A 25,344-nucleotide genomic window follows, 5' to 3' on the forward strand; every position below is an offset into this window, starting at 1 on the left:
GGGCGGGACCGTCCCCGCCGTGGGGCCCTCCGAGGCCGTCCCCACCGGGGCGAACCGTCGGCTCCGGCGGGTGGGAGGAGACGGCCGGACACCGGCGGGCGGGCCGCGCGGAGAAGGCCGCCGGTTCCCCCTTCGGGCCGCGGACGTGCTGTGTCACCTGCTCGCGGGAGCCCCGACGGGTGTCCGTAGGCGGACACCCCGGCCGGTGCCGCGACCCGCGCCCGAATCCCCCAGCCGGTGGGGCACCCCCCGGGGCGCGACTGTGCGCGGCGGTCACCCGTGCCGCGCGCGGGCGACGTCCATACCGTTCGGGGCGCCTATGTACAGCGCGGGCCGTATTCAGGTGACCTCCGCCCAGAGATCGGCATGCCGGTGTTGTCGTGGAAACGAGTACACCGGCATCGTGGTGGTATCGCGGCGATCACCCCCGCCGTGCGGCCGACGTCCACACATGAGTGTGTTCCCGGCCCCGGTCGGATGGGGATGGCGCCCCGATGTGAACACTATCGATTAGGTGGACCAGCGGTGCGCGGGGCGTCCCGCGATTTCGTATGGCGCGATAGGCGCCGCGCCTGGACGACCTCCCGATGACACCGACCGGGCACGGATCGACGCGGACGTCTCTCAGCATCACCGATCGGTCACCGGGAGATGAACGGTGTGTTCCGGCGGAGTTCCGGATGTGTGGCCGTGGCCGTTCATTGCGCGGCCGGGTGGTCCGGTCGTGAGCTCCGGCGGAGTCGATGGCCCCCGGTGAACCCGGTCATGGCCGGTATCCGTCGCCTGTGCGCACCTCGGACGATTGGATCGGTGCATGAGGTCACTCCGGCGGGGCACGAGTGGCGGAGACGGAGGAGCCGACCGCGGCGGGCCGCTCCAGGAGTGCGAGCGCGGGAGGACGGCCATGTGGTGGGAATAACGGCGGGCATGGCTGCGGGCCCGGGCCTCACCGTGGCCGTCATCGGCGTCGGCCGCGCCGGCTCGGCGCTCGGCGCCGCGCTCGCCGCCGCCGGCCACGAGGTTCGCGCCTACTACGTGCGCTCGCCCGCCGGCCGGGAACGGGCCGCCGCGCGCTTCCCGGCGGCCACGGCGTGCGCCACGCCCGAGCAGGCCGCGGCCGCCGCAGAGGTGATCCTGCTCGGCGTGCCCGACGACCTGATCGAGACCGTCGCCGCACAGGCCGCCCCCGGCCTGGCCCGCACCGGTCCGGCGCGGTCCGGCCCGGCCGGCACCGACGCGGCCCGCTCGCCGTCCCCGCTCGTCGCGCACCTGAGCGGACGGCACGGGATCGCCCCGCTCGCGCCGGCCCGCGCCGCCGGGGCGCACCCGGCCGCCATCCACCCGATCATGACGCTCACCGGGACGCCGGCCGACGTCGACCGCCTCGCCGGTGCCACCTTCGGCGTGACGACGGCCCCCGGGGACGAGCCGGCGGCCGCGCTCGTGCGCCGCCTGGTCGCCGACGTGGGCGGGCGCGTGGCGGTCGTCGCCGAGGAGCAGCGGGCGCTCTACCACGCCTCCCTGGTCCTGGGCGGCAACTTCCTGGCGACCCTCGTGACGGCCGCCGGACGGCTGATCGCCGAGGCGGGCGTTCCCGACCCGGCCGGCGCGCTCGGCCCGCTGCTGCGCGTGTCGCTGGAGAACGCGCTGGACGCCGGCGAGGCCGCGATGACCGGCCCGGTCCGGCGCGGGGACGTCGGCACCGTCACAGCGCAGTTGGACAGGCTGGAACGGCGCGACCGCCACCTCGCCGACGCCTACGCCGCGCTCGCCGTCCTCACCGCGGACCGGCTCGAGCAGGCCGGCCGGCTCGAGCCGGCCCCCGCCGCCGCCGTGCGCGCCGGTGCGACGGACGGCCGCGGGTGGGCGTGACCGCTGCCGGGAACAGGGAGCGTCGGCTCCTTCGTTGAAGCGAGTGCGACAGGTCGACAGGACGGATACGCGACAGCCATGCTTCATCGCAGTCTCAACGGGCTGAAGACGGCGCTTCTCCTCGGCGTTCTCTCGGCCGCGATCGTGTGGATCGGGTCGCTCTTCGGCACGAGCGGCCTCGTCATCGCCGTCGTTCTCGCGCTCGCGATGAACGGATTCTCCTACTTCTACTCGGATCGGATCGCCCTGCGAGCGATGCGGGCGTATCCGGTGAGCCAGGTTCAGCAGCCCCGGCTCTACGCGATCGTCCAGGAGCTCGCCACCCGGGCGCGCATGCCGATGCCCAAGCTGTACCTGAGCCCCACATCGTCACCGAACGCCTTCGCGACCGGGCGAAACCCCCGTAACGCGGCCGTGTGCTGCACCGAGGGAATCATGGAGATCATGGATGACCGTGAGCTCCGTGGTGTCCTCGGGCATGAGCTGAGCCATGTCTACAACCGCGACATCCTCATCGCCTCGGTTGCGGGCGCGCTCGCGGGCATCATCGTTTATCTGGCAAACATGCTGCAGTGGTTTGCCATTTTCGGCGGCGGTCGCGACGAGGACGGCCCCGGGGTACTGGAGATGCTGGCCCTCATCGTCGTCGGCCCGATCGCCGCCACGATCATCCAGCTGGCGATCAGCCGGGCCCGCGAGTACCAGGCGGACGAATCCGGGTCGACCCTCACCGGCGACCCGCTCGGCCTGGCCAGCGCCCTGCGCAAGTTGGAGGCCGGCACGGCCGCCAGGCCGCTGCCAGCCAACTCGCGGCTGGGCCCGGCCGCCGCGCTGATGATCGCGAACCCGTTCCGTGGCGGCGGCATCGGCCGGTTCTTCTCGACCCACCCGCCGATCGCCGAGCGGATCGCCCGGTTGGAGCAGCGCGCCAGGATGAACCCGTATCGGTAACCCCACCCAATCCGCCTACTCCGTCCACCCTCAACCCCACCGCCACGGTTCCGCCGGAGGAATCGGCTCCCGGTCGCTTTGCCGGCCGGGAGCGGCGCGCCGGATCGCCTGATTCAGGCCGTGACGTCGGCATTCCCTTCATGGCACCGACCGGATGGGCGCGGCTCCTCGGTGGCGGCCGATGTGGCTTGGCATGGAAGGAACATGCCGGGAACGCGGAGTTCACCACCGCGTCACGACGAGACCCGGGGAAGGCACGCTGAAGCGCTGGATAGCGAGTAGTCTCAAAGCTCCCAGACAGCGGCGGAGCGTACCCCCCAGGTTCCGCCGCACGCACCCCGCCCGAAACCCCCCATCGGGCGGGGTGCACCTATTTCGGACATCTACCGCCGGATGTTCCTAACGCTTTCTGCCGTGCGGCGGCGATCGTGCTTCTTCCCGTGCATACGCCCCGTGAATTGCGGTCCGTCTCGCGGCCCTGCCCGCACCGCCATGGCGCCACGGCGCTGGGGGCTGCGGGGCACGCGCTGCGGGGCCGCGGCGCGCTGTGTCCGGGCGGCGTCAGTCCGGGCTGGTCGCCGTCGCCCGCCGGTGTCGGCGGGCGAGGGCGATCACCGGTAGTTGACGAACTGCAGCGGTACGTCGAAGTCCTCGGCCTTGAGAAGCTGGATGACCCGCTGCAGGTCGTCCCGCTTCTTGCCGGTGACCCGGAGCTGGTCGCCCTGGATCTGCGCCTGCACGCCCTTCGGGCCGTCCGCGCGGATCTTCTTGGCGATGGCCTTGGCCTTCTCGTCCGCGATGCCCTGCTGGACGGTCACCGTCAGCTTGTACTCCTTGCCCGACTGTCGCGGCTCGCCGTGCTCGAGCGACTTCAGCGAGATGCCGCGCTTCACGAACTTCTCCTGCAGAACGTCCAGGACGGCCTTCACCCGATCCTCGCTGTTGGCCTGCAGGAGGATCGACTCGCCGGACAGCGCCGCGGAGGCCCCGGTGTCCCGGAAGTCGAAGCGGGTCTTGATCTCTTTCGCCGTCTGGTTGACCGCGTTGTCGATCTCCTGGGTGTCGACCTTGCTGACGATGTCGAAGGACGGATCTGCCACGGGCACGGACCTCCTGGTCAAGTCGTACGGGGCGAGCGCCGGCCCCGTGACGCGGGCCGGGCGCGGGCCGGAGCGTTGGGGGGACCCTCCCCGTCAGTCCACTCGGTGCGACCGGTATGCTTGTTGAACACGGCAGGTTGCCCGAGCGGCCAAAGGGAGCGGTCTGTAAAACCGTCGGCTCAGCCTACGATGGTTCGAATCCATCACCTGCCACCACCCCGGGTTCCCCGGGGAACATGCTGCGACACAGGCCCTGGAGCGCACTCCGGGGCCTGTTCCATGTTCCCGGCCGTTCCCGGCCGATCATGGCTACCGCCGGGGGTTCGTGCACAGGACATGCACACGATCATCGCCCCCCGTCGGGGCGCAGCGCCGCTTCGATCCGCTTCCGGGCAGCGACGTCGTCACCGTCCACGCACTTGGCGTAGACCCGCAGCAGCACGGCCACGCTGTGCCCGGCCCACTCGGCAACCTGCTGGGGAGAGACCCCGGCGTTTAGCCACCCCGACAGGCAGGCATGACGCAGGTCATAGATCCGTCGGGCGAGCGGGCTAGCCGCCTGCACCGAGGTCAGTGCCTCAGACCGCGCGGCCCCCCACACCCGGCCCGTGACCGAGTCACTGACCTCCCCGCCCCGTACGCCGCGGAACAGCCGGCCGTCGGGGGCGAACCCGAACGTCTCGATGTGATCACGAAGGACGGTGACCAGAAGGGGACAGGCGGGAACCGGCCGGGTGTCCCCGAGCGCGCGATGCTTGAGCTGCCGAGCCGGAGCGATCTCCTCACCGTCCGTCGGATCGTCCTGCCAGCCGGAGCTGGTGGCCGGTCGCGATGTCGCCAGACGCAACACTCCCCACTGGTCGGCCGCGTCCACCGCAGGGAGTTCGACTGTGTCCCGGCCCAGTGCGTTGATCTCGCCCGGCCGCAGCCCGGCGTAGTAGGCCGTCGCGTAGTAGGCGACCAGGTGCCGGCCGGTGTCGCCCTGGTGCCGGACCGCGTCGAGCAGGGCGCGCGCCTGGCCGTGGTTGCACACCACCCGGCGGTCGACCTGTTCCACCTGCTTCGGGGCCGTCCACTTCAGTGTCATGAGCGGGTTCACCTCCAGATCCTTGCGTTCCACGGCGTAGTCCAGGGCGCCGAAGAACACCGCTCGCTTCCGGGCGATCGTGGTTGCCGCGGCCGGCTTGCCATCCAGCTTCCTGGCGAGACGATCCAGCGCGGCGCGGGCCACCTCGGCTTCGGCCAGATCGGCGACTGGCCGCGTGTGGCCTGCGAGCCAGTCGAGCACCCCCGCCAGGTGGGCCGGAGCGTCCAGCTCAGTCCGTGGCTTGTGCGGGCCACCGTCAGATGTCCTGACTCCTGTGCGGAACAGCCACTGATACAGCGCTTCCCGAACGAGGTCGGCATGCACGGCTGGTGGTTCGGCAGTCAGCAGCGCCGGTGTCACCGTCGCCAACGCATCCGCGATCCCTGCTCGGGACTTCGGCGCTGCTGACCACCACTTCAGATCCGCGAAGTCCCGAGCGTGCTCCAGCCAGGACCGTGCCGGTACGGGGTCGGGTTCCGGCACCGCCCGAAGCTCCGTGACCGGGATGCCGGTCTCGATGTCGAATGCCTCTCCGCGGCGGGTGGCGGCGAGCAGTTCAGCATGGCGGGACTCGGCAAGCCGCCGGGTGGCGAAGTTCTTGGCGTTGGCCTTCGGCCTGCCTGCCACCTTCCACCGCACCTGATACGTCGTGCGGGTCCTCCCCTCAATCGCGTTGATCTTCCAGATCCGCACGTCGAAGGTCGTGCGCCGGTCGTCCTGGTCGCGACGGCCGGCGGCCGCGAGAGGTCTGGTCATGCGGCGGGGCTCTGGATACGGCTGTCGAGCCAGGTGTTGAGGTCGTGGCGGTCGACCCGAAGCTGTCCGTTCGGCAGCTTGATGACCTTGGGAGCGACTCCGCGGGCCCGCCAGTCGTCGAACGTGCTCCGGGCGAGCGGGCCGTGCTCGTCGCCGAGCTCGGCCAGGACCACGGCGAGTGGGATCAGCTCCCGCCGGCCGGCGCGGGCAGCCGGCGGTGTGGTCTTCCTGCCGGGGGTGTTTTGCGGTCGGGTCGGTGCGGTCATGCTGCTGGTACTCCTTCTGGGAGTACGGCCCCGACGGCTTGCTTGGCGGCTGGTGCGTCGAGGTCGTGGCACGGGCGGGGGGTCGTCAGGCGGCGGTTTCGCCGTTCCGGGCGGCCTCCCGTCGTGACCGGGCCTGATCGGCGGCCATCTCGGCGAGGAGTCGGTCTCCGGTGCGGGCGTAGCCGGCGGCGTGGAACTCCCATTCCGCGATCGTGATGACGACGTCGTCGTCTTCGGGGCGTCCCCAGGCGTCGAGCGGCTCGCGTTCCCCGCCGGCGGCGGTGTGGGTGCGGGCCCAGGTCCGGCGTCGTTCCCGGCAGCGCGCGAAGGTCGTCGAGTAGGTGCGTGACTTGGTGATCCAGTGGCCGTTGAAGCCGAACTGATGCGCCCACCGGTCCATCCCGAGGGCGCGGAACTCTGGCCAGGCGGCGAGCTTCCACGCGGTCTTGACGATGTCGGCCAGGTGGGCGGGCAGGGACACGCACCGGGCGTAGAGGTCTTCGGCGTTGCGGATGCGCCGGTCCAGTGCGCCGGAGTCGGTGACCGACTTCGTCGTGTACTTCGCCAGGTAGTTCCCGACGGTGCGGGGGGTGAGCTCCCCGCCGTCGACGGTCAGGATTTCGGTGCGTTCCTGCTCGCCCCACCGGACGGCGAGCGTCGCCGGGGCGCCGGGGCGGCGGCGGTGCGGGTTGGGGCAGGGCTGTTCGGCGTGGCGCACGGCCCAGCGCCAGCAGGTGGCCAGGAGCTCCGCGGTGGCCCAGTCCTCGGCGGGTGGCGCCCAGGTTTCGGGGGGCATGGTGGCGTCGTCGAGGCGGAACACGCCGTGGAAGTGGATCGCGCCGCGGCGCTGTCCCTCAGCGACCTTGATGTAGCTGATCCGGATGCGGCGGCGGATGCCGGGGTTGCCGGGGGAGCCTTCGAGAGGCAGGCCGGTGAGGCGGGCCATGCGCCGGTAGGTGAGGTCGACGGTGCGTTTCCACAGCCGGGGCGCGAACCGGTTCCAGACAACCAGGCGGGCGTTGTCACAGCAGTCAGGGCAGATCGGCGCACCGAGGCGGGGGTCGTCGTCGGTGTGGACGAGCCGGCAGCCGCGGGGCCGTCCGTGGGGGCAGCGGCCCGGCCGGTCGTTGCACTTCCGTGTCGGCCCGTGGTTGGCCCGGCGGGAGTGGACGGGGCCGAACGACGGGGCGGTGACGGTGACGAACAGGCCGGGGTGTTCGGCAACGGTGTCGGGCACGTCGAAGCCGCCGGAGACACCGGCGTGGACGATCTGCCAGGCGTCCCCGGCGTACAGGTAGGAGCACGACGGGCACACGGTCTCCCGCCGGTTCCCGCAGGGCACGAGGATCGTGCCGTCGGGCATGCCGGCGGAGTCGAACACGTGGCGGATTTCCCCGGTCGCCTTGTCGACCTGGCGGATCTGGCCGGTGAGGCGGACGGGGTGGGCGCATCCATTGGTGCGCTGGATCTGCGCCCAGAGCGCGGTGAAGGTTCCGTCCGCGATCCGGGCCGCGGACGCGGCAAGCACCTCAGGAAGCATCGTGGTCTCTTCTCAGCCGATAGCCAGGCATGGCGAGATCGGGACCGAGAAGAGGATTTTTGGATGCCGCGTGTAACGGTGAGGCTGCCTACGCCTGCACCCACGCTTAGGGCTGCTGCCACTGGGGGCGCGAGTTTTTGGGTGGTCCCGACTGTGCCAACGGGCTGACTGTCCGTGTTGCTCCGACCACCCGGTCAACATTCGGACAACGACCCGTCGCGGTCGGCGCGGGCTGGTGGTCCGGGCTTCCGCCCCGCCGGTCGGGCGGCGACACCTCCACGGGGACTCCTTGCCGATGGTGAGGATCACGCGGCCTCCCGGTGCACTTCCGCGTCCACGACGCTGGCCGGTGCGGTGTGACCGGCATGTAGGGAAAGGACGGTCGCTGGCCCGGACGCGACAGGGCGCGGTGAACGCGCGTCGCGGGGCACGCCCGAGCCCCCGGGCCGCGTGCGGCCCCGAGGGGTGAGTGGTGGGATCCCGGTGGATGTGGCGGGTGGCGACGTGAGAAGACATGTCGAATCGGCCAAGACGGGTTGCTTGCGCCGGCTGACCTGCGACGACGCCCGTCCGGCCGTGGGTGTCGCTGACAGCACGGCAGACAGCGCGGCTGACAGCGCGGCTGACAGCACGGCAGACAGCACCGGTGACAGCGCGGCTGACAGGACGGCGGACAGCGCCAGGCGCGGTCGGGCAACCGGAGGCGCGGCGAACTCGCGGCCGGCGCTCGTGGGATGCGGTGGGATCCCGGCGGATGTGGCGGGTGGCGACGTGAGAAGACATGTCGAGTGGACCAGCGCTGGTTGCCCATAGGGGCTGACCTGCACCAACGCAGATCCCGCCGCTCGTGACGCGGGAACCACGGCAGGAAGCACTGTGGGAACCACGGCAGGTAGCACCGTGGGAACCACGGCAGGTAGTGCGGCGGGAAGCATCACGCGGCCTCCCGGCACACATCCGCACCCATGACGCCGGCCGGGGCGGTCCGACCGGCCGGGCGGGTCCGGCCGGTGGCGGCGGTGTGGCAGGTGGGGCACAGCGGGCGTCCGCCGGGCCCGTAGCGGTGGTGGTAGGCGTGGCAGGCCGCGCACGGGCCGACCTCATCCGGGGGGATCAGCAGGTGCGCGGCGACGGTCTTCAGCGCGCTTTCGGCCTGGTGGCGGGCGGCGGCGCGGGCCGGGTTCGGGTAGGCCCTGCCGTCCGGGCCGGTGATCGTGCGGGGGGTCCGCCGCCAGGCGTCGACCTGCCCGCGGGCCCACTCGCCGACCGTCACAGCGGGCATGATGAGGAGATCCCTTCCGAGGGGTTGGAGTGGTGGCGGCGGGCTGGCCCCGTCGGGTCTGGCCGGACGTTTCGGGGGCCTGCCTGCCGCACCACGAGAGGTCAGGGACGGCTCAGAACGGCGGCTCGCTGGGGTAGGACCCCGCCGGGGCCGCCCACGGGTCCTCCGACTGCGCGGCGGCCGGCGGGGCGGCGGGTCCGGACGGGGTGGTGGTGGCGCGGGTGGCCTTGACGACGCGGGCGGTCGCGAAGCGCAGCGACGGGCCGATCTCGTCGACGTCCAGCTCGAAGACGGTGCGCTTCTCACCCTCACGGGTCTCGTAGCTGCGCTGCTTGAGCCTGCCGGTCACGATGACGCGGGTGCCCTTGGTGAGGGACTCGGCGACGTGCTCGGCGACCTGCCGCCAGATCGAGCAGCGCAGGAACACCGGCTCCCCGTCGATCCACTTCCCGGTCTGCCGGTCGAGGGTGCGGGGGGTGGAGGCGACGGTGAACCCGGTGTAGGCGACGGCGTTCGGGGTGAACTTCAGCTCCGGGTCGGAGGTGAGGTTCCCAATCACGGTGAGGGTGGTCTCGCCGGCCATGACGGCTCCTTTGCGGTGGCGATGCGAACGCGGGCGGTGGGGCGGCGGGGGTTGGGCTACTGGTCGATCCGGATCGGCATGAGGTCGGCGGCCCAGGAGGGGCGCTCGGGGTGGGTGATCCGGATGGGGCCCGCCTCACCGTCGGTGCGGGCGGTGCGGAAGTGGAACAGCAGTCCGGCGCGGCGGGAGACGGGCCGCCCGTCGTGGGTCAACCGCCCGGCGTCGTCGATGAACTGGGGGTTGAGCTGGACGGCGCCGGTCGCGCCCATGGCCGGGAAGCGGGCGTCCAGCGCGGCGATGTCGGGGTAGGGCAGGTCCGGGTCGGCGACCGAGACGACGGTGAGGCTGTCGCGGTGGGTGCGGCGGGAGCCGACCGTGAGGCGGACCGGTCGCAGCTCACCGTCGGGCGAGGGGAGCCCGACGGTGAGGGTGGCGGGGGCGGTGCGCGTGGCTGGGGCGAGGCGGCGGCGGAGCAGCGCGCGCAGGGTGGCGACGTCGGAGGTGGACAGGAACAGGGGGTCGGGCAGGTGGGCGGGGGTGTTGTCCAACAGCGGGGTCCAGTCCCGGTGGATGCGGTACCGGTCGGTGGCGGTGGCGTGCAGCCGCCCGTCGGCGATGTGCAGCCGTAGCCGGGCGATCGACGGCAACGTCAGGTCGGTGCCGATCGCGCGGACGGTGTTGGTCAGCACGTCGAACAGGCCAGCGATCGTCACCGTGAGCGTGACCCGGTCCGGGGCGGTGGCGGTCGGCGGCGGCCCGGCCAGGGTGATGACGGTGGTGGGGTCGGCGAGTGCGGTGGACGCGGGCATGCGGGTCTCCTCGTTCGGATACGTCAGGCAGGGATCGGGATCGGTGCGGCGGGCTGGCAGTGGGGTCGGTCGTCAGCGGTGGACGACGGGCTTGCCGAGGTCGCGGTGAGAGACGGGAACACCCAGGCGGTGTCCGAGTTCGTGGGCGACGGTGGCGGCGCGGTGGCGTCCTCCGGCGCAGCCGACGGCGACGGTGACGGGTCCGCCGGCCGGGCCGGACAGGAAGGCGTGGACCGCATCGGTGGTGGCGGCGATGAGCGCGAGGATTCCCGGGGTGCGCAGGACGGTGTCGCGGACCTGCGGGTCGTCGGCGGTCCGGTCTCGCAGGGCGGGGTTGAGATGGGGGTCTCGGAAGTGGGCCCGGAGGTCGGCCGTGAGGTGCGCGGGCGGCGGCGGGGCGTGGAGGAACCCGAACGACACGATCTGCACGCGCTCGTCGGAGGTCGGGCTGGTCGGCGGGTCGGGGGTGTTGGGGTCGGTTTCGGGCATGGGGGTAGCGCCTCTCCGTCCATGTGCTGATCAACAGGGGTGGGGGTGCTGGGTCCGGCGCGGCGGTCATGTGGGGTGCCGCGCCGGACCCGGCCCTACGAGGAGGGGTGTGGAGCGGGGCTAGTTGCCGTACTTCTCCCAGCGGGCCTGTGCCGTGGCGACGTCCTTGCGGCGCTGACGGTCGGCGGCGGCCTGCGCTTCCTTCTCCGCCTTCGCCGCGGCGGCCCTGATCTCCTTCTCGGCCTTCTCCGTGGCCTTGCGGACGGCCTGGGCCTGGGCGGCGCGGGCGCGGGCGTCGGCCAGCAGCTGTGCGTCGGTCGGCTCGGTGGTCTTCTTGTGGCCCATGGGGTTCTCCTTTGCGCGGGCGAGGCGGGGATCGGCGGGTGGTGCGGGGCCGGGCGGCTGAGGGCGGGTCAGCAGCCCGGCTGAACGGGGTGTCAGTGAGCGGGCCCACCGCCGGGGCAGGGCTGGCCGTTGTGGTGGTGGGCGGCGGGGCGTCCGTCGCCGCGCTGGACGTGGCTGGTCTGGCGCCGGCCCTACCGGCTGGCCTCGGCCTCGGCCTGGCAGGTGGCGCAGAGCGCGTTCGGCGCGTCGGCCTTCCGGCCGCAGCCGATCAGACACTCGCCGTGGCTGAACAGGCGGTCGAGGGGGCTGCCGGGGCGGACCCTGCCCACGATCTGGACGGTGTCGGGGGCGGTGGTCTGCGGCTTCTTCTGCGTCCGGGCCATGAAGTGAGCTCCTTGCTCGTTGCTGTGGCCGGCGGGGGCGGCGCGGGTGGGTGTGGTGTCAGGTGGACGGGGTGTCGGTGGCGGCGCGGTGGTGGCGGGTGGCCTTGTCGCGGGCGCGGCGGGTCTCCGTCGGGGTGACGAAGTGGCGGGTGCCGTGCGCGCGCTGGTGGGTGCGGCAGAGGTTCTCGGTGTCGTAGAAGTGGGTGGCCCGGGCGTCGCAGTAGTCGCAGCAGACAGGGGTTCCGGTCGCCATAAGATCGTCACTCTCTGTGATCGTTGGCGGGCGTGGTGGGGGAGGGAGGGAGGCAGGCCACGGGGTGGCACACCTGCTCTGGCGGGGGGTGCGGGGAGGGGGAGGGAGGCGGTTGGCCGCCTCCCTGGCGGCCCGTTTCTGCTGGTGGGGGTAGGGAGGTGGGGCGAGGGAGGCGGGTAGGGAGAACTCCCTGGGTCCGCGGGTCCTCCCTACTGGCCTCCCTGCGCCTGACGGTCGCGGACGGTGATGGCGTGGCGGACGGCTTGGGCGGTGACGTACATCTGGCCGGACTTGTGGGTGTCGGCTTCGTGGGCGCGTAGCGCGGCGCGCAGGGTCGTGGTGGACCAGGACTCGTAGAAGCCGGGGGCGAGATCCATGAGCCGGGAGAGCACGACCTGGGTGCGCTCCCGGTCGGCGCCGCGCAGGGCGGTGAGCATGTCGGCGAGAGGGTCGCGGTCGTCGGGCTCGTCGGTGCCGGCGGCGTTGGTGTCGACGGCGGTGCGGCGCTTGCGGGCCCGGTCGGCGAGGGCGTCGGCACCGGGGTCGTCGATGAAGTGGGTGCGGATGGTGATCGACGATTCGCCGGCGGGGAGCGGGACACCGTCACCGGCCACGACCAAGGTGCCCTTGTCCAGGCCCTGGCGGAGCGTGTGGGGGGCGGCGCCGCCGTTGACGGCCTTGTCTCCGAGCGCCATCTTGGCTTGCGCTTTGGTGCCCACGACCAGGGCGGCGCGGATGTGCGCGCCTTCGCGGACGAGCTTGGGCAGGTTCTGGTCGGTGGGGTCCTGGGTGCCTTGCCACAGGAGCACGTCGACCGCGCGGCCCTGGTTGTGCATCTTGCGGGCGCCCATGAAGTAGCGAGAGGTGGCCTTGGTGCCACCGTAGGGCCGCCTGAGCTCGTCGACGGCGGGGCACATGAATGCGACCTGCGCTTCGTCGACGATCACGACCAGCGGGCGGAACGTGCCACCGTTGCGGGACAGCTCGTTACGCCGTTCCATTTCGGTGACGGCGTCTTCGACCATCTCGGTGGCCGCGATGACGTGGGCGTCGGTGGGGCCTTGGACGAGTCGGGTCGCGATGCCCTCGAACATGCCCCAGTCGCCCACGCCCTTGAGGTCGGCGATCCAGAATTCCACCGTCGGGTCCTGGGCGAGCCACAGCGCCAGGGCGCGCAGGCTGGCGGTCTTGCCTTGGTTCGACAGGCCGGTGATCAGCAGGTGCCGCTGGTACAGGCTGATCAGCGCTGCGTCCCCGCGCAGGTCCTGACCCCACGGGGCACGGCCGGCGCGGTAGTCCGCGGTCATGTCGGGGTCGATGACCAGCGGGGACGGGCCGATCGGCTCGTCGAGCGCGCCGGAGTCAGCGATCCACAGCCGGACCGTGCGTGCAGCTTCGGGGATCGTAATGAACAGTTCGTGCTCGTGGCGGCCCAGGTTCTCGGCGAGCTTGCGGCGCCGGTCCTGCACCTCTTCGGTGGACGTGCCGGACGGCAGGGTGACGTCGACCTCCACGCCGCAGCCCGCGATCCGGATCGGTCCGAGCATGCCCGAACCGTGGTCGGGCATGGCCCGGATCGCCTTGGCCAGAGGGGCGATACCCAGGTCTCGCAGGGCAGTGACCACGATCGACGGGGTGATCGGCGCGTCGTCGACCGGCCGCTGTCCGGGTCGGGCGAGGCGGGCAGGCAGCACGGCACCGTCCTGGCCGGCGCGGCGGGTGATCGCCAGCCAGGCGGGAACAGCGCCGGCCGCCGCGAGGGGAACGAGCACGGTCGCGGCCGTGACCAGCATGCGCAGCAACCAGCCGATGAAGTGCCAGTAGTCGCCCCACCCCACCCCGAGCGGGGTTATCACCCCGGCCAGGATGCCGGCGGTCAGCAGCGTGGCGGCGGTGACGACGACCGCGGCCACCGTCGACACGGTGACGGCCTTCAGGACGGCGGGGAGGTTCTGCACCCGCTGGCGGCGGGCTTCCTTCGCCACGTGGAGCCGGTCAAGCCATTCCGCCATCTCGGCACGGTCACCGCGGGCCCGGGCAGCGCGGATCTGCTCGCGGATCGCCGCGTGGGTGGCCGCGTCCGCCGCCCGGCGGGCCAGCACGACGTGTCCTTGCGCGGACTGCACCGCCACCCGACCCGCAGCACGGGCGATCTCCTTCCCGCCGGCCGGCAGCGTGGGCAGCACCATCGGCCGCCGCGCGGGGGCGTCGGCGGGGCGGGGGGTGATGACCTGGCCGTGCTGGTCGATCACCTCGCCGCCCAGCGCATCCCCAGCGGGGAGGGCGGTGGGGGTCCATGGGCCGGGAAGGACGACACCGCCAGGCGGGGTGTCCTCGGGCGAGTCCGCGGGGGTGTGGGTCTGCTCGGTCATCGGGATTCACCTCCCGGTCGGGCCCAGTCAGGGGCGGGAGAGACAGTGGTCAGGAGCCAGGACGACGCCCCCAACGGGGAGACCCCGGCCCGGATGGCGGCGGCGACGTCGACCCGTTCAACGGCGGTCACGACGACCGCGACCACCAGGCCCACGGCGCGCAACGCGAGGGTGATCAGAGCGATCACGACGAGCGGGACGACGACCCACAGCGGGAGCCGACGCAGCTCCGCCGGCACACCCCCCGTGGTCATGACGCGCCCCCGGCCGACACGAGGGACAGGGACGGCTGGTGGCGCTCGGCGTGGACGGCGAGAAGGCGCTTCGTGCGGGTCTCACCGATGCCAAGGTGCGCGGCGGTGCGGCGCAGCGACTGCGACGCGACCGCGTCACCAAGTGCGTCGAGCGCGGCGAGCAGCTCGTCGTCGGTGGGCTTCGTGGGCTGCTTCGTGCGTGCGGCGCGAGGCACCCGGGTGCCCTTGTCCACCCGAACCCGCGGGGCCTTCGGCACGGCAGGGGTGGGGTGACTCGCCGGGGCCTGTTCGGGCAGGTCAGGGGTCGAACTCGCACCCGCGGGAACGGGCTCCGCGGGAGCGGCTTGAGCGGGTGCGGTCGTGGCAGCCGCAGCGGGAGTGAGCTTGCGGCGATGCGGGGTGTAAAGGCCGGGGGTGTAGACGAGACGGGCGGTGCCGTCCGCGGCCAGGTCGACCACGGCGTGCCGCGCGGCGATCCGGCGAGCCCGCACGATCCGGCGGTGCGCCGCACGCTCGATCCGTGCCTGAGCACGTTCGGCACGGGACCGCGGTGGCGCGGCGACGGCAAGCTGGTGGGCCACGACCCCGGCGACGGACACCACCGCCATCACCAGCCCGGTGACCATGCTGCGCTGGGCGCCGTGGGCGAAGTTCAACCCGAAGGCGACCGCGCCGAACAGCACCACCCCGGCGGTGAGCATGGCCGTGGGCCGCTCGGGGTGACGGCGCCGCGACGTCAGGACGGCCATCGCGAACGCCCACACCCCCAGCTCCGACAGGGCGGGGAGCACGACACCGGTCACGTTGCCGTACAGGTGCAGGCCGTAGATCGCCATGGCCGGGATCGCCATGGCCGCGGACACCCCGGCCAGTGGGTAGATCAGCAGCTCGACCGAGTGCTCGGACCGCCACGCGGCACGCTCGGCCTTCCGCTTCGCCGTCGCGGCCTGGTGCACGAGTCGGGCGGCATCCCGGTCGGCGCGGTCCTCACGCTTCCGCGCGTCGCGGGCCGCAGCGTCGATACGGTCCTGTTCCCGTGCGGCGGCCAGGTCCGCGCGGTGCTGTTCCCGGCCCGCGGCTTGGTCCGCGCGGCGCTGCTCCGCCCAACTCACGACGCCACCCCGACCCTTGGCAGGCGGGCAGTGGGACGGCGGGCGGTGTGGATCGGACGGTAGGTGTCCGGGCCGGTCGGGGTGAAGCCGGTGGCGACGGCCGCCAGGTCCCGGCGGGCGGTGGCCAACCGGCGGGCCGCAAGGTCGCCGTAGTCGCCGGTGGCGACCACAACCTCAGCGTCCACCACCGCGAGTTCCGCGGCGATCAGGGGCTCCTCCGCGACGATCGCGGCCAGATCCGCCGGGGTCGGCTCCTTTCCGTCGACCGGGCCCCGCTCGGATGCGGACGGGCCCGGCGGGGCGTCCTCGGTGAGCGCGGCGCGGGCCGGGGGGATGTCGTCACCGGTGAAGTGGTCGAACACCCGGACGCGGACCCCGCCAATGTCCAGAGCGACTTGCAGGCCGAACGCGCCGGGGTGGTCATAGGTGACCTCAAGCGGCAGACCCAGCGCGTCCGAGGCGGCCCGCAGTGCGGCGAGCCGAGCGCTCACGTCAGCGTGGTCACACACCAGCGCGTCCAGCACCATCGACGAGACGTGGTCATACGCGGAGATCGACAACCGGACACCCGTGGCATCCACGGCAGCACCGATCCGAGCGAACAGCTCGATACCAGCGCGAAGCGCGACAGCCTGGCGCGCGGATGACCCGCGAGGGCCGGATTCTTGGTCGGGCAAGGCATGCTGGGACAACGGTCTGACCTCCTAGACAGGTCGGATCGGGGCCTCGGGTGAGCTTGGCGGCAGTCCCGGGGCCCGCTCCGCTTAAGCGCTTGTGCGCATAAGCGGTTGTGCGAAGCTCAGTGTGGACCATGGCCCGACCGTCCGTCAACCACTTGTGCGCATAAGCTGAGGGGGCATCGCAACGGAGGTGGCAAGGATGGTCATCAGCGGGCACGATCCGAACAGGCCCAAGTACCAGCAACTTGCGGCGATCCTGCGAAGGAAGATCCAGAACGGCGAACTCTCGCCAGGTCAGCAGCTCCCCAGCGAGGCAGAGCTGATCGCCCAGTACCGCACCGGACGAAGCACCATCCGACGCGCCATCGGCACGCTTCGGAACGAAGGCCTACTGGTATCCGAACAGGGGCGGGGAGTCTTCGTCCCCAGCGAACGACCGATCGTGTACGAGGCCAACAAGTTCGGCTCCCGCCGTGTGCGCCTCAGCTCAGGCACGGACTCGTTCACGACCCTGGTCGAAGGCCAAGGCATCCAGAAGTCGCATCAGGTTGTCACCTGCGAGGTGATCGACGCTGATGACGAGATCGCGAGCTTGCTCGGCCTGGATGGCGCCGATACGCGCGTACTGGCGCGGCGTCGCGTCATGTGGGTCAACGATCGACCATCCATGATCGGCGACAGCTTCTATCCGCTGGCCTTCGTCGAGAACTCCAGGCTTCCGGACCCTGCGGACATCCCGGAGGGGGACGACCAGGAACTGGAGGACGTCGGCCATGTCGCGAAGCTGTACCACGACCTGACCACTTTCCGAATGCCGACGCCGGAGGAAGTGTCGACCCTCGACATCCCGCCAGGAACTCCCGTTGCTCGAACGACGCGCACCAGTATCGAGGCGAGCGGGACGCACTGCGAGGTCTACCTGACGATCATCCCGGGCGGGAGCCGGTACATTTTCAGTCACTGGATCGACAACGACTAGGCGCTGGACAGGCGAGCCGAGGCAGCAACGATCGGCCGGTACCCGACCGGTACCGAAGCCCTGTGCCAACTTTCCGTACTTGTTCAAGGGCGGCCCTGGCGGGCCGCGCCAGTAACGCGAACGGCCGGTACCTCTCGCAGGTACCGGCCGTTCGCATGTCAGGAAGAACTACCTGGGGCTCTGCCCCAGACCCCGGCCGATCCAAGCAGGGAGGGGGAAGGGCAAGACCCCGTGGATCACCCCACAGAACCGTCGCCCAAGGGCTACCCCGGAACCTCCCAACCGTGCAAGGGCCGGCGGCGGAGTCGGGCTCGAGAATCGCGGCGGCCCTTGCACGGCCAGGAGAACCCGGGGTAGGGCAAGCCCGCCGGTCCTGCGGGGAGATCCACTCAGCCCGGGGTATGCGAAGAGATCTTCACCAGGGCTCATCACGCCGCACGCGCCGCGCCGACCAGGACCCCGGCCGGGCCGCCACGCTCCGGACTGCGCGCGGCGCTGGCGCGCCGTGCTCGCCGGGCGTGTCGTCCCGGCCGCCCGGTCCGCGCGTCGGAGCGTCGCGGCGAGCCTTTCGATCACGGGGTTATGCACAGTACGTGCATTCCTACGGTCACCGCAGGGCTGGACGATCCATCGCCGCAGGTGAGCGCCATGATCCGACCTTGAAGGTTGCGGTCTGTAAAACCGTCGGCTCAGCCTACGATGGTTCGAATCCATCACCTGCCACCACCCCGGGTTACCCGGGGAACATGCTGCGACACAGGCCCTGGAGAAGAATCCGGGGCCTGTTCCATGTCCCCGACCGGTCCCACCGAGCATGGCTACTGTCGGGGTCCGAGCTCAGGGCACGCCGACACGCCCTACGACGGTCGAGCGGCGTGCGTAAGGCGGCGTGCAGCCCGACCTGGGCCACGGCTGCCTGGCTCGAGACTCCGTGGGTCTGTGCGGTCAGGGCCGACCGGCCGGTCTGGGCTGGGAGACATGCACCAAACGGACGTCACCAGTGCTCACGGCGGACCGCCCGGGGCCGCCCCGGCCTGCAGGGACCGATCAGGTGCGTGCGGATCCGTAGAGAAGAGCGGATCCGTAGAGAAGACTGGCGGTGGGGGCGTCCGCTGGGAAGAAGGTCTCGACCGCGAGCTCCGAGACGGTCACGTCGGTGGGCGTGCCGAAAACGGTGGTGGTGGTGAAGAGCGAGAGCTCGCCCCGGGGTGACCGGTAGCGCACCGGGGTGACTATGCCGTTCGCCGTCCAGGGTTCGGCCGGGCGTCCCGCACGGCCACGCTCGCCGCCGTCGGCAGCCCCATCTGCGACGCGGTCGGGCACGGGGTACGCGCTGAGCTCGGTGTGGAGGTCCCGGAGGACCTGGTCACCGGTCGCGTCGGCCTGCCGGGCCAGCCGGTCGAGCAGGTGTGCCCTCCACTCCGGAAGGTTCAGGATGCGCGGGGCCATGCCTTCGGGGTGCAGGCTGAGCCGGAGCACGTTGACGGGGGGCTCCAGCAGCCGTGCGGCCGCGCCCGCGGTGAACAGGTCGATCGCGTCGTTCGCGGCGACGAGCTCCCAGTGCCGGTCGATGACCGCCGCGGGCAGCGGCCCGAGGCCGGTGAGCACCCGGTCGATCGCCGCGCTCACCGCGGACATCGGCGGCGAGGCGAGATCGCTCTCGGAGTAGGCCGGTGCGTAGCCTCCGGCCAGCAGCAGCTGGTTGCGTTCCCGGAGCGGGACGTCGAGATGCCCGGACAGCGAGATGATCATCTCGCTTGTCGGTCGGGACCGCCCGTTCTCCACGAAACTGATGTGGCGCGTCGAGACGTTCGCGCGTTCAGCGAGGTCCAGCTGGGTGAGCCTGCGCCGCTCCCGCCAGCCGCGCAGCAACGCTCCCACCGGCCGACCGGGCTCGCGGGCGAGGCTCATGGCACGACCGTAGGCGCCGCCGCCGTCGTCGGGCCATGACTTCACAGGTAATCGACGGGCCGCACCTCGGGCCGGCAGCATCGGTCCCACCGCCGAAGCGGCCGGGCAGGTCCGCCGCCCGGCAGCCAGATCCGCCGGTGAATCCGACAATGATGAATCCGAGAGTGAGGACACACCGTGGACGACCTCGCGACCCTGGCCCTGAACTACATCGCCGCGTGGAACGAGACCGACCCCGCTCTACGGAGGGCTGCCGTGGCGAAGGCCCTGGCCCCCGGGGCCCGCTATGTCGACCCGATCGCCACGGCCGAGGGCCACGACGCCATCGACACGATGATCGGAGCGGTGCAGGGACAGTTCCCCGGCCTGACGATGACCATGCTGGGGCAGGTCGACGCCCACCACGCCCAGGCCCGCTTCACCTGGGGCCTCGGCCAGCCCGGTGCCGAACCCCTCGTCGTCGGGTTCGACGTGATCGAACGCGGCGCCGACGGCCGCATCACCCAGGTGCTCGGCTTCCTCGACAAGGTGCCCGCGGGGGCCTGATCCGTTACCTCCGGCCCCGACCCGGCCGCACCGCCTCCGCCGTCCGGCCGAAGCCTGCTGGCGGCGCGGTGGCGGGCCGTAGAGTCGGCAGACGTGGCCGACATCGAAGCGCTGGCCGCCCGGGTGCGGGCGGCGTCCCACCTGACCGGGACCTTCCTCCTCCGGTCGGGCCGTACGAGCACCGAGTACTTCGACAAGTATCTGTTCGAGGCCGAGCCGGCGCTGCTCGCCGACATCGTCGAGGCGATGGCGGTGCATCTCCCGCCGAACACAGATCTCCTCGCCGGCCTGGAGCTGGGCGGCGTTCCGCTGGCCACGCTGCTGTCGGCCCGTACCGGCCTGCCGGCCAGGTTCGTCCGCAAGAAGGCGAAGGAGTACGGAACCCGGCGCATCGCCGAGGGCGGCGAGGTCGAGGGTCGGCGGATCGTCCTGGTCGAGGACGTGGTGACCAGCGGCGGGGCCGTGCTCGACGCCACCCGGGTGCTGCGCGAGCAGGGCGCGGTCGTCGAGGACGTCCTGTGCGTCATCGATCGCCAGGAGGGTGGCCGGGAGCGGCTCGCGGAGATCGGCCTGACGCTGCTCCCCACCCTCACCCGCGCCGACCTCGACGCGGCTCGCTAGCACCCGGACAGCCTGACGTCGGACACGCGGGACCGGGATGACTTCGGACGTGGCCGGAGCGTTGTTCGTCTACGGGACGCTGCGCTTCGACGTGGTCGTCGATGCGCTGCTCGGCCGGGTGCCGACCATCACTCCGGCGGCCGTCGGCGGCTGGCGGGCGGCGGCGCTGCCGGGGCGGAGCTACCCGGGCCTGGTCCCCGCACGCCCCGGCGACGTGTGCTCGGGCAGGTGCCTGAGCGGTCTGACCAGGATCGAACGCGAGCTGCTCGACCTCTTCGAGGGCGATCCGTACGAGGCGCGCGAGCTCACCCTGGTCGGCGGTGGTTCGGCGGTCGCCTATCTCTGGCGTGACGTGACCGACGTGCGGACGTCCGACTGGGACCCGGACCGCTTCGCGGCCGAGCACCTGGCCGGATTCGTCCGCCGCTGCCGGCTGTGGCGTGATCAGGTCGTGCCGGGAACGCCGCGGTGACAGATGCGTGGTCAGGTCGTGCCGAGGCCGCCGCGGTGACAGGTCCGCGGCGGCCTCGGCGGTCATACCGTCACCGGATGCCGGCGCCCGAACCCCCGGGGCCGTCCTTCCGGCTCGGGTCCCGGTAGCCGGGGTCGCCCGGCCTGAGGCCCGGCCCGCCCGACCGCTGACCGGGGTCGGACGGGCCCGCCGGGTAGCCCTCGCCGCGGCCGGTCTGGCCCGGCTGGGAGGCGTAGCCCTGGTCGGAGGTGTAGCCCTGGTCGCGGTCGTAGCCGCCGCCCGCTCCGGCGCGCACCCCGCTGCGAGCCGTCGTGGGCGCGCCGCGGGTCATCCCGGGACGGTCACTCGGGTAGGGCTCGGCGGCGCCGCCACGGCCGCGCGTCTGGTAGGTGGCCAGCGCGTAGATGACGAGGACGTCGATGGCGATGATGATCACCGACCAGATGGGGAAGGCGGCCATGAACGCGAGCTGGCCGATCGCGTTGAGTGCGGCGATGACGATGCCCACCCAGCGGGACAGCTCGTTGCCGGCCGCGATGCCGAACGCGATCCCCATCTGGACGATGCCGACGACGATCCACAGCCAGCCCCAGAAGGTGGTGTTGGCGTAGATCACCCCGGTGCCCGTCGAGGTGGAGTAGAGGTTGTCCACGATCACGATGTAGTCGCGTAGTGACGCGATGCCGTAGATGAGGTTGTGGAAACCGACGATGAACATGATGACGGCCGCGAAGATCAGCCAGCCGTCCGTGTTGCGTACCTGCCGCAGATCTGCCATCTGGTCCTCCCGGCTGCACGACGGCGCAGCATGTGACCAAGTGGCCACAGTCCGCCGCACTCGGCGTCAGATACCCCGCGTAGGCCTTCGTCACTCCTCGCGTTCGTTTCGGGGTCGGGGATGTGTGCCGTCAGGCCGGACAGGGGTGGGTGGCGTCAGGGCGCCGCCGCGGGCAGCAGGGTCACCGCGTTCGTCGCGGCCGTCCAGCGCAGCTTGCCGAACTGGAAGGCACTCTCCCGGCCGCCCGGCACCGAGTACTCGTCCGTGATCGGAAGACCCAGGCTGGACGTCGAGCCGCCCAGTTCGAGGTAGCGGCGCAGGATCAGGCCGTGCACCTCGTGCGCCCCGGTCGTCGGGTGCCAGTAGATCCAGCCGCCCTGGAAGATCGCCTGGTGGGCGCCGGGCGCGGCGGCCCACTCGACGTCGCCGAGCGGACGTCCGAGGAAGCTGTTGGTCCCGCCGAGGCCCAGGTACTTCTTCGCGATCTTGCCGTGCAGCACCCGCGGTCCCGTCGCGACGGACCAGTAGATCAGCCCGTTCTTGAAGGGGCGCCAGCGGCCGCCGCCGCCCGCGACGACCTCCGCTTCGGTGGGCGCCCCGAGAGCGAGCTGCAGCAGCCCGGCCGCCGCGTACCGCTTGTCGATCTCGGAGAGGGTGCCGTCGGCGAGCCCGGTCAGCGCGGGGGCGGAGCAGCACACGACGTTCATGTCGACGCTCCCGATGATCCCGGGGACCACGCCAGAGGACGTGTACTGCCACATCGCCCAGCCGGGCCAGCCGCCCGGCAGCCATCCCGGGGTGGACTCGTTGTTGTAGATGGCGAACCAGAACGGGTACCGGGCGAACTCCTTCGTATCGGCCATGCTGTTCGTCCAGAACGACCGGTACGTGTACAGGGTGGGCGCCCGGCCGGTCTGGGACTCGATCTCCTCCAGGAAGGCCCGGGTCCAGGCCGCGAGGGCCACAGGATCGAGCCCGCCGGTGGTCTCCAGGTCCAGGACCGGAGCCAGGTGGCCGGCTGTGCGCGTGAGGCCGGTCACAGCCAGGAAGTGCCGGGCCTGGTCGACGGCGGTCGAGATCGGGGCTGCCGGGCGGGCGTAGTGGTAGGCGCCGACGACGAGGCCCGCCTTGCCGGCCGCGTCCCGGTCGCCGACGAAGAACGGATTCGTGTAATTGGTCCCTTCGGTGGCCTTCACGATTGCGAAGGTCATGCCGGCGCCCTTGACCGCGTTCCAGTCGATCGGCGCCGACCCGGGGTGCTGCCACGATGCGATGTCGATGCCCTTGGGCCAGGCGGGGGACGGCTCCGTGGACAGGACGGGCTCGGACGTCCCCGGCCCGGGTGCCGGTGTCATGCCCGCCGCCGGCGGGCTGGCCCCAGGCGGCACGGGAGGGGTGGCCCCGGGCGGCGCAGGTGGAGTCGCCCCGGGTGGCACGGGCGCCGGGTCGGGCGCCGGCTCCGCGGGTGTGGCGGATGCCGGTGTCGGTTCCGCGGGTGCGGATGTCTGCGCCGCGGGTGCGGGTGTCGTGGTCGCCGCCGCCCCGTTCGCTGGTGCCTGGGCCGCCGGCGACGGCGTTGGTGCCGCCGCTGCGGACGGTGTGATTTGTGTCGCGGGCGAGGTCTGCGTCGGCGGGGTGATCTGTGTCTGCGGGGTGATCTGCGCCGACGGAGTTGAGACCCCGGACGCCTGCGGCGTGGGCAGCGCGCCCGCGGCCGGCGCGGAGAGCGCGACGGCGGTGACGGCCACCGTGGCCGCGCTGAGGACCCGCGCGGAGAACCGTCCGGCATTGCGCAGGCGCCAGGCGGCCAGCGCCTCGTCGACCGCGACCCGGCCGACTGCCACCCGGCCGACTGCCACCCGGCCGGCAGCCGCGGGCTCGGCCATCACGATCTCGCCGGCCCAGACGACGCCGGGCTGCGCCGCTCCGGCCTGTGTCTCGCCGGCCGCGGGCAGATCGTGAGCGAAGCTGGCGGCTGCCGGAAACGCCACCTTGGCGGTCGTGTTCTGTGGTCTCTTCGGTGACGGTGGCCCCGACACGGGCCGATCCGGGAACGCGGCGCGCAGCGTCGCGTAGGACGTTCCAGGTGGCAGTGAGGTCCCGGCCGGGACAGGTACCCCGGCGAGGGGGAGCGGCCGCGGTGAGGCGGCCGGCTGGCTCTCCCACGGCGCACGCGGGACGATGGGCGCCGCGTCCGGGGTCTGTGGATCTCGGGAGTGACGGTACGTGAGCGGCATGAGCAACCCTCGATGCTGGGAGGCGCGGCGGCGGCTGCGGTAGCACCTGTGAGGCGCGCGTCCACGGCCGAGCAACACGCTAGGCACTCATGCGATTACTTACAGCTATCAGCGGGGGGTGCGTGTCGGGCTCGACGTCACCGTTAGTTCGCCGTGTCGGCCTTCTGGCCGTGTTCGCGGGGTCTGGTCACCCGCCTGCCGTCCGGGTCGATCGGCACGTTCCCGCCGGCCGCGCCGGCCGCGCGTGGATGCGGGCGAGCCGGACGGTCGGCGCCGGGCGGAAGTGTGGGGGGGTGCCCGCCACGAAGTCGCCGGAGTCGTGTAACGTGAGTCCCGCGCGAGCACGCCCCTTTAGCTCAGTCGGCAGAGCGTCTCCATGGTAAGGAGAAGGTCTACGGTTCGATTCCGTAAAGGGGCTCAGGCGGTCCGGTATCGGGCAGGATCGTGATCGGCAGTTGGTGGTCTGTCCGCTTATACTGTCAGTCGGATCTTCGCTCGCTGGTGATCCGTCATGGCGGTGTAGCTCAGTCTGGCAGAGCAAGCGGCTCATAATCGCTGTGTCGCCGGTTCAAGTCCGGCCACCGCTACCATCGGGTCGCGGCACACCGTGTCACCCTCCAGGGGTCTGGTGAGTCGCGGCCCCTTGGCCTGTAGAGAATTCGAGACAGGAAGAGGCATCTCGCCGTGGCTGCCACCGACGTTCGTCCGAAGATCACAATGGCGTGTCAGGTGTGCAAGCACCGCAACTACATCACGCGCAAGAACCGGCGGAATGACCCGGACCGTCTCGAGCTGCGCAAGTTCTGCCCGAACTGCCGCACGCACACCGAGCACCGCGAGACGCGCTAGCCCGTCGGCCGACCACGGCTGGCGGGGCGCCGTCGACCGGGCGGGGCGAGCCCCGGCGCAGGCGCGGTGACCGCGACACGACTTACTCCGGGCGGGTCCGCGACACACGGACCCGCCCGGTTTCGTCATGCCGTCACCGCGCCGTCCCGAGTGGCCGCGCCGTCCGAGTGACGACGCGGCTCCGGTGGCCGCGCCGTCCGGGCGGTGCCGCGGTCCGGGTGGCGATGCTGTCCGCGCGGGCGCGGGCCCGATAGGGTCTCGAACCGGTCTGGTAAGCCCGGGTTCCGGCGACATCGGGATCCGGCAACGTCGAGATCGGAGCGTGCGGTGCCGCTGAACCAGGACTTTGTCGGACGTAGTTACACCTCCGACGCCCCGTTCCAGGTGGGACGTGAGCACATCCGCCAGTTCGCGCGCGCCATCGGCGACGGCAACCCGCTCTTCCACGACGTGGAGGCGGCGAAGGCCGCCGGTCACGCCGACCTGCTCGCCCCGCCGACCTTCCTGGTCACGGCGATCCCGGGCGACCTCGGCCTGCCGACCGACGATCCTGCTCTCGGCCTGGACTACTCCCTCGTCGTCCACGGTGACCAGCGGTTCACCCTGCACCGCCCGGTTGTCGCGGGCGACGAGCTCGTGGTGCGCTCGACGCTGGCGTCCATCCGCTCGGTCGGCCGCAACGAGGTGCTGGTGACGGCCTACGAGTTCACGACGACGAGTGGCGAGCTGGTCGCGGAGGGAACGTGCAGCCTGGTCTCCCGCGGCACCGCGCCGCCTCGTTGACCACTTTCTCGCTGACCACCGCGACGTCGCCGCG

At 71.8% G+C, this 25,344-nt stretch carries 26 protein-coding genes and 3 tRNA genes; 11 read left to right on the plus strand and 18 right to left on the minus strand.

Going from position 1 to position 25,344, the window contains the following annotated elements:
• The first annotated feature begins 927 nt into the window (after positions 1-927).
• Together AC559T_RS10005 and htpX are read left to right on the plus strand one after the other, a co-directional pair.
• The gene (locus AC559T_RS10005) at positions 928-1,872 is read left to right on the plus strand and encodes a Rossmann-like and DUF2520 domain-containing protein (RefSeq protein WP_498868543.1); all 945 of its coding nucleotides are present in this window, start codon (positions 928-930) and stop codon (positions 1,870-1,872) included.
• Positions 1,873-1,950: 78 nt separating this feature from the next.
• A complete protein-coding gene (htpX, locus tag AC559T_RS10010) occupies positions 1,951-2,823 on the plus strand; it encodes a zinc metalloprotease HtpX (RefSeq protein ID WP_071066162.1) in 873 nt (290 codons plus the stop codon).
• A 611-nt stretch (positions 2,824-3,434) separates the two neighbouring features.
• Here htpX and AC559T_RS10015 read toward each other — a convergent pair.
• Positions 3,435-3,923, minus strand: a complete 489-nt coding sequence (locus tag AC559T_RS10015; RefSeq protein ID WP_020463499.1) for a YajQ family cyclic di-GMP-binding protein — start codon at positions 3,921-3,923, stop codon at positions 3,435-3,437.
• Between the two features lie 131 nt (positions 3,924-4,054).
• On the opposite strand from AC559T_RS10015, the gene AC559T_RS10020 reads away from it, so the two are divergent.
• Positions 4,055-4,139, plus strand: a tRNA-Tyr gene (locus tag AC559T_RS10020).
• 130 nt (positions 4,140-4,269) lie between these two features.
• Here the strand turns inward: AC559T_RS10020 and AC559T_RS10025 are convergent.
• The 14 genes from AC559T_RS10025 to AC559T_RS10090 form a co-directional block, all read right to left on the minus strand.
• Positions 4,270-5,766, minus strand: coding sequence for a site-specific integrase (locus tag AC559T_RS10025; RefSeq protein WP_498868544.1), 1,497 nt, complete (start codon positions 5,764-5,766; stop codon positions 4,270-4,272).
• Positions 5,763-6,032 carry a helix-turn-helix transcriptional regulator gene (locus tag AC559T_RS10030; RefSeq protein ID WP_498868545.1) on the minus strand — a complete coding sequence of 90 codons (270 nt, stop codon included), beginning with the start codon at positions 6,030-6,032 and terminating at the stop codon, positions 5,763-5,765. Before AC559T_RS10030 ends, AC559T_RS10025 begins: the two co-directional genes overlap by 4 nt.
• Before the next feature lie 85 nt (positions 6,033-6,117).
• Complete coding sequence (locus AC559T_RS10035) at positions 6,118-7,572, minus strand: replication initiator (protein WP_498868546.1); 1,455 nt, start codon at positions 7,570-7,572, stop codon at positions 6,118-6,120.
• 934 nt (positions 7,573-8,506) lie between these two features.
• Entirely contained in the window at positions 8,507-8,854 is a 348-nt protein-coding gene (locus AC559T_RS10040; RefSeq protein ID WP_498868547.1) for a hypothetical protein, read from the minus strand.
• Between the two features lie 112 nt (positions 8,855-8,966).
• Positions 8,967-9,437: a single-stranded DNA-binding protein gene (locus AC559T_RS10045; protein ID WP_498868548.1), complete on the minus strand. Its 471-nt coding sequence runs from the start codon at positions 9,435-9,437 to the stop codon at positions 8,967-8,969.
• A 56-nt stretch (positions 9,438-9,493) separates the two neighbouring features.
• The gene (locus AC559T_RS10050) at positions 9,494-10,246 is read right to left on the minus strand and encodes a hypothetical protein (RefSeq protein ID WP_498868549.1); all 753 of its coding nucleotides are present in this window, start codon (positions 10,244-10,246) and stop codon (positions 9,494-9,496) included.
• Positions 10,247-10,318: 72 nt separating this feature from the next.
• Positions 10,319-10,735, minus strand: coding sequence for a RapZ C-terminal domain-containing protein (locus AC559T_RS10055; protein WP_498868550.1), 417 nt, complete (start codon positions 10,733-10,735; stop codon positions 10,319-10,321).
• Positions 10,736-10,855: 120 nt separating this feature from the next.
• Positions 10,856-11,080, minus strand: a complete 225-nt coding sequence (locus tag AC559T_RS10060; protein WP_498868551.1) for a hypothetical protein — start codon at positions 11,078-11,080, stop codon at positions 10,856-10,858.
• Between the two features lie 191 nt (positions 11,081-11,271).
• Positions 11,272-11,463, minus strand: a complete 192-nt coding sequence (locus AC559T_RS10065) for a hypothetical protein (protein ID WP_498868552.1) — start codon at positions 11,461-11,463, stop codon at positions 11,272-11,274.
• Between the two features lie 58 nt (positions 11,464-11,521).
• On the minus strand, positions 11,522-11,716 hold the full coding sequence (locus tag AC559T_RS10070; protein WP_498868553.1) for a hypothetical protein: 195 nt from the start codon (positions 11,714-11,716) through the stop codon (positions 11,522-11,524).
• 209 nt (positions 11,717-11,925) lie between these two features.
• Positions 11,926-14,088, minus strand: a complete 2,163-nt coding sequence (locus AC559T_RS10075) for an FtsK/SpoIIIE domain-containing protein (RefSeq protein ID WP_498868554.1) — start codon at positions 14,086-14,088, stop codon at positions 11,926-11,928.
• A complete protein-coding gene (locus tag AC559T_RS10080) occupies positions 14,085-14,342 on the minus strand; it encodes a hypothetical protein (RefSeq protein ID WP_498868555.1) in 258 nt (85 codons plus the stop codon). The genes AC559T_RS10075 and AC559T_RS10080 overlap by 4 nt, the downstream gene beginning before the upstream one ends.
• The gene (locus AC559T_RS10085) at positions 14,339-15,454 is read right to left on the minus strand and encodes a hypothetical protein (RefSeq protein ID WP_498868556.1); all 1,116 of its coding nucleotides are present in this window, start codon (positions 15,452-15,454) and stop codon (positions 14,339-14,341) included. Before AC559T_RS10085 ends, AC559T_RS10080 begins: the two co-directional genes overlap by 4 nt.
• Positions 15,451-16,035, minus strand: coding sequence for a DUF6284 family protein (locus AC559T_RS10090; protein WP_498868557.1), 585 nt, complete (start codon positions 16,033-16,035; stop codon positions 15,451-15,453). Before AC559T_RS10090 ends, AC559T_RS10085 begins: the two co-directional genes overlap by 4 nt.
• Before the next feature lie 298 nt (positions 16,036-16,333).
• On the opposite strand from AC559T_RS10090, the gene AC559T_RS10095 reads away from it, so the two are divergent.
• Positions 16,334-17,113, plus strand: a complete 780-nt coding sequence (locus AC559T_RS10095) for a GntR family transcriptional regulator (protein WP_498868558.1) — start codon at positions 16,334-16,336, stop codon at positions 17,111-17,113.
• Between the two features lie 1,047 nt (positions 17,114-18,160).
• On the opposite strand, the gene AC559T_RS10100 is transcribed toward AC559T_RS10095, so the two are convergent.
• Positions 18,161-19,024, minus strand: coding sequence for a helix-turn-helix domain-containing protein (locus AC559T_RS10100; protein ID WP_498868559.1), 864 nt, complete (start codon positions 19,022-19,024; stop codon positions 18,161-18,163).
• Between the two features lie 177 nt (positions 19,025-19,201).
• On the opposite strand from AC559T_RS10100, the gene AC559T_RS10105 reads away from it, so the two are divergent.
• The 3 genes from AC559T_RS10105 to AC559T_RS10115 all read left to right on the plus strand — a co-directional run bounded on the left by AC559T_RS10105 (position 19,202) and on the right by AC559T_RS10115 (position 20,663).
• Positions 19,202-19,570 (plus strand): nuclear transport factor 2 family protein, encoded by a 369-nt coding sequence (locus AC559T_RS10105; protein WP_071066161.1) that lies wholly within the window; start codon positions 19,202-19,204, stop codon positions 19,568-19,570.
• 93 nt (positions 19,571-19,663) lie between these two features.
• Complete coding sequence (pyrE, locus tag AC559T_RS10110; RefSeq protein WP_071066160.1) at positions 19,664-20,191, plus strand: orotate phosphoribosyltransferase; 528 nt, start codon at positions 19,664-19,666, stop codon at positions 20,189-20,191.
• A gap of 37 nt (positions 20,192-20,228) precedes the next feature.
• On the plus strand, positions 20,229-20,663 hold the full coding sequence (locus AC559T_RS10115) for a gamma-glutamylcyclotransferase family protein (protein WP_112105333.1): 435 nt from the start codon (positions 20,229-20,231) through the stop codon (positions 20,661-20,663).
• A gap of 70 nt (positions 20,664-20,733) precedes the next feature.
• Here AC559T_RS10115 and AC559T_RS10120 read toward each other — a convergent pair whose 3' ends face one another.
• Both AC559T_RS10120 and AC559T_RS10125 read right to left on the minus strand, forming a co-directional pair.
• A complete protein-coding gene (locus AC559T_RS10120; RefSeq protein ID WP_498868560.1) occupies positions 20,734-21,441 on the minus strand; it encodes a DUF7144 family membrane protein in 708 nt (235 codons plus the stop codon).
• A 155-nt stretch (positions 21,442-21,596) separates the two neighbouring features.
• Entirely contained in the window at positions 21,597-23,432 is a 1,836-nt protein-coding gene (locus tag AC559T_RS10125) for a GH25 family lysozyme (protein ID WP_498868561.1), read from the minus strand.
• Positions 23,433-24,023: 591 nt separating this feature from the next.
• On the opposite strand from AC559T_RS10125, the gene AC559T_RS10130 reads away from it, so the two are divergent.
• The 4 genes from AC559T_RS10130 (at position 24,024) to AC559T_RS10145 (ending at position 25,310) form a co-directional block, all read left to right on the plus strand.
• A tRNA-Thr gene (locus AC559T_RS10130) sits at positions 24,024-24,096 on the plus strand.
• Between the two features lie 95 nt (positions 24,097-24,191).
• A tRNA-Met gene (locus tag AC559T_RS10135) sits at positions 24,192-24,268 on the plus strand.
• 94 nt (positions 24,269-24,362) lie between these two features.
• Positions 24,363-24,527: a 50S ribosomal protein L33 gene (gene rpmG, locus AC559T_RS10140; protein WP_006539112.1), complete on the plus strand. Its 165-nt coding sequence runs from the start codon at positions 24,363-24,365 to the stop codon at positions 24,525-24,527.
• A 327-nt stretch (positions 24,528-24,854) separates the two neighbouring features.
• Positions 24,855-25,310: a MaoC family dehydratase N-terminal domain-containing protein gene (locus AC559T_RS10145; RefSeq protein WP_498868562.1), complete on the plus strand. Its 456-nt coding sequence runs from the start codon at positions 24,855-24,857 to the stop codon at positions 25,308-25,310.
• The last annotated feature ends 34 nt before the right edge of the window (positions 25,311-25,344 follow it).

It is taken from the genome of Frankia sp. Hr75.2 (genome assembly GCF_949319125.1).
GTDB lineage: Bacteria > Actinomycetota > Actinomycetes > Frankiales > Frankiaceae > Parafrankia > Parafrankia soli.

Bases quoted from the DNA above. Each gene is read 5' to 3' on its own strand.
- AC559T_RS10005 (WP_498868543.1), top strand. From the start codon at position 928: ATGGCTGCGGGCCCGGGCCTCACCGTGGCCGTCATCGGCGTCGGCCGC.
- htpX (WP_071066162.1), top strand. From the start codon at position 1,951: ATGCTTCATCGCAGTCTCAACGGGCTGAAGACGGCGCTTCTCCTCGGC.
- AC559T_RS10025 (WP_498868544.1), bottom strand. From the start codon at position 5,766: ATGACCAGACCTCTCGCGGCCGCCGGCCGTCGCGACCAGGACGACCGG.
- AC559T_RS10030 (WP_498868545.1), bottom strand. From the start codon at position 6,032: ATGACCGCACCGACCCGACCGCAAAACACCCCCGGCAGGAAGACCACA.
- AC559T_RS10035 (WP_498868546.1), bottom strand. From the start codon at position 7,572: ATGCTTCCTGAGGTGCTTGCCGCGTCCGCGGCCCGGATCGCGGACGGA.
- AC559T_RS10040 (WP_498868547.1), bottom strand. From the start codon at position 8,854: ATGCCCGCTGTGACGGTCGGCGAGTGGGCCCGCGGGCAGGTCGACGCC.
- AC559T_RS10045 (WP_498868548.1), bottom strand. From the start codon at position 9,437: ATGGCCGGCGAGACCACCCTCACCGTGATTGGGAACCTCACCTCCGAC.
- AC559T_RS10050 (WP_498868549.1), bottom strand. From the start codon at position 10,246: ATGCCCGCGTCCACCGCACTCGCCGACCCCACCACCGTCATCACCCTG.
- AC559T_RS10055 (WP_498868550.1), bottom strand. From the start codon at position 10,735: ATGCCCGAAACCGACCCCAACACCCCCGACCCGCCGACCAGCCCGACC.
- AC559T_RS10060 (WP_498868551.1), bottom strand. From the start codon at position 11,080: ATGGGCCACAAGAAGACCACCGAGCCGACCGACGCACAGCTGCTGGCC.
- AC559T_RS10065 (WP_498868552.1), bottom strand. From the start codon at position 11,463: ATGGCCCGGACGCAGAAGAAGCCGCAGACCACCGCCCCCGACACCGTC.
- AC559T_RS10070 (WP_498868553.1), bottom strand. From the start codon at position 11,716: ATGGCGACCGGAACCCCTGTCTGCTGCGACTACTGCGACGCCCGGGCC.
- AC559T_RS10075 (WP_498868554.1), bottom strand. From the start codon at position 14,088: ATGACCGAGCAGACCCACACCCCCGCGGACTCGCCCGAGGACACCCCG.
- AC559T_RS10080 (WP_498868555.1), bottom strand. From the start codon at position 14,342: ATGACCACGGGGGGTGTGCCGGCGGAGCTGCGTCGGCTCCCGCTGTGG.
- AC559T_RS10095 (WP_498868558.1), top strand. From the start codon at position 16,334: ATGGTCATCAGCGGGCACGATCCGAACAGGCCCAAGTACCAGCAACTT.
- AC559T_RS10100 (WP_498868559.1), bottom strand. From the start codon at position 19,024: ATGAGCCTCGCCCGCGAGCCCGGTCGGCCGGTGGGAGCGTTGCTGCGC.
- AC559T_RS10115 (WP_112105333.1), top strand. From the start codon at position 20,229: ATGACTTCGGACGTGGCCGGAGCGTTGTTCGTCTACGGGACGCTGCGC.
- AC559T_RS10120 (WP_498868560.1), bottom strand. From the start codon at position 21,441: ATGGCAGATCTGCGGCAGGTACGCAACACGGACGGCTGGCTGATCTTC.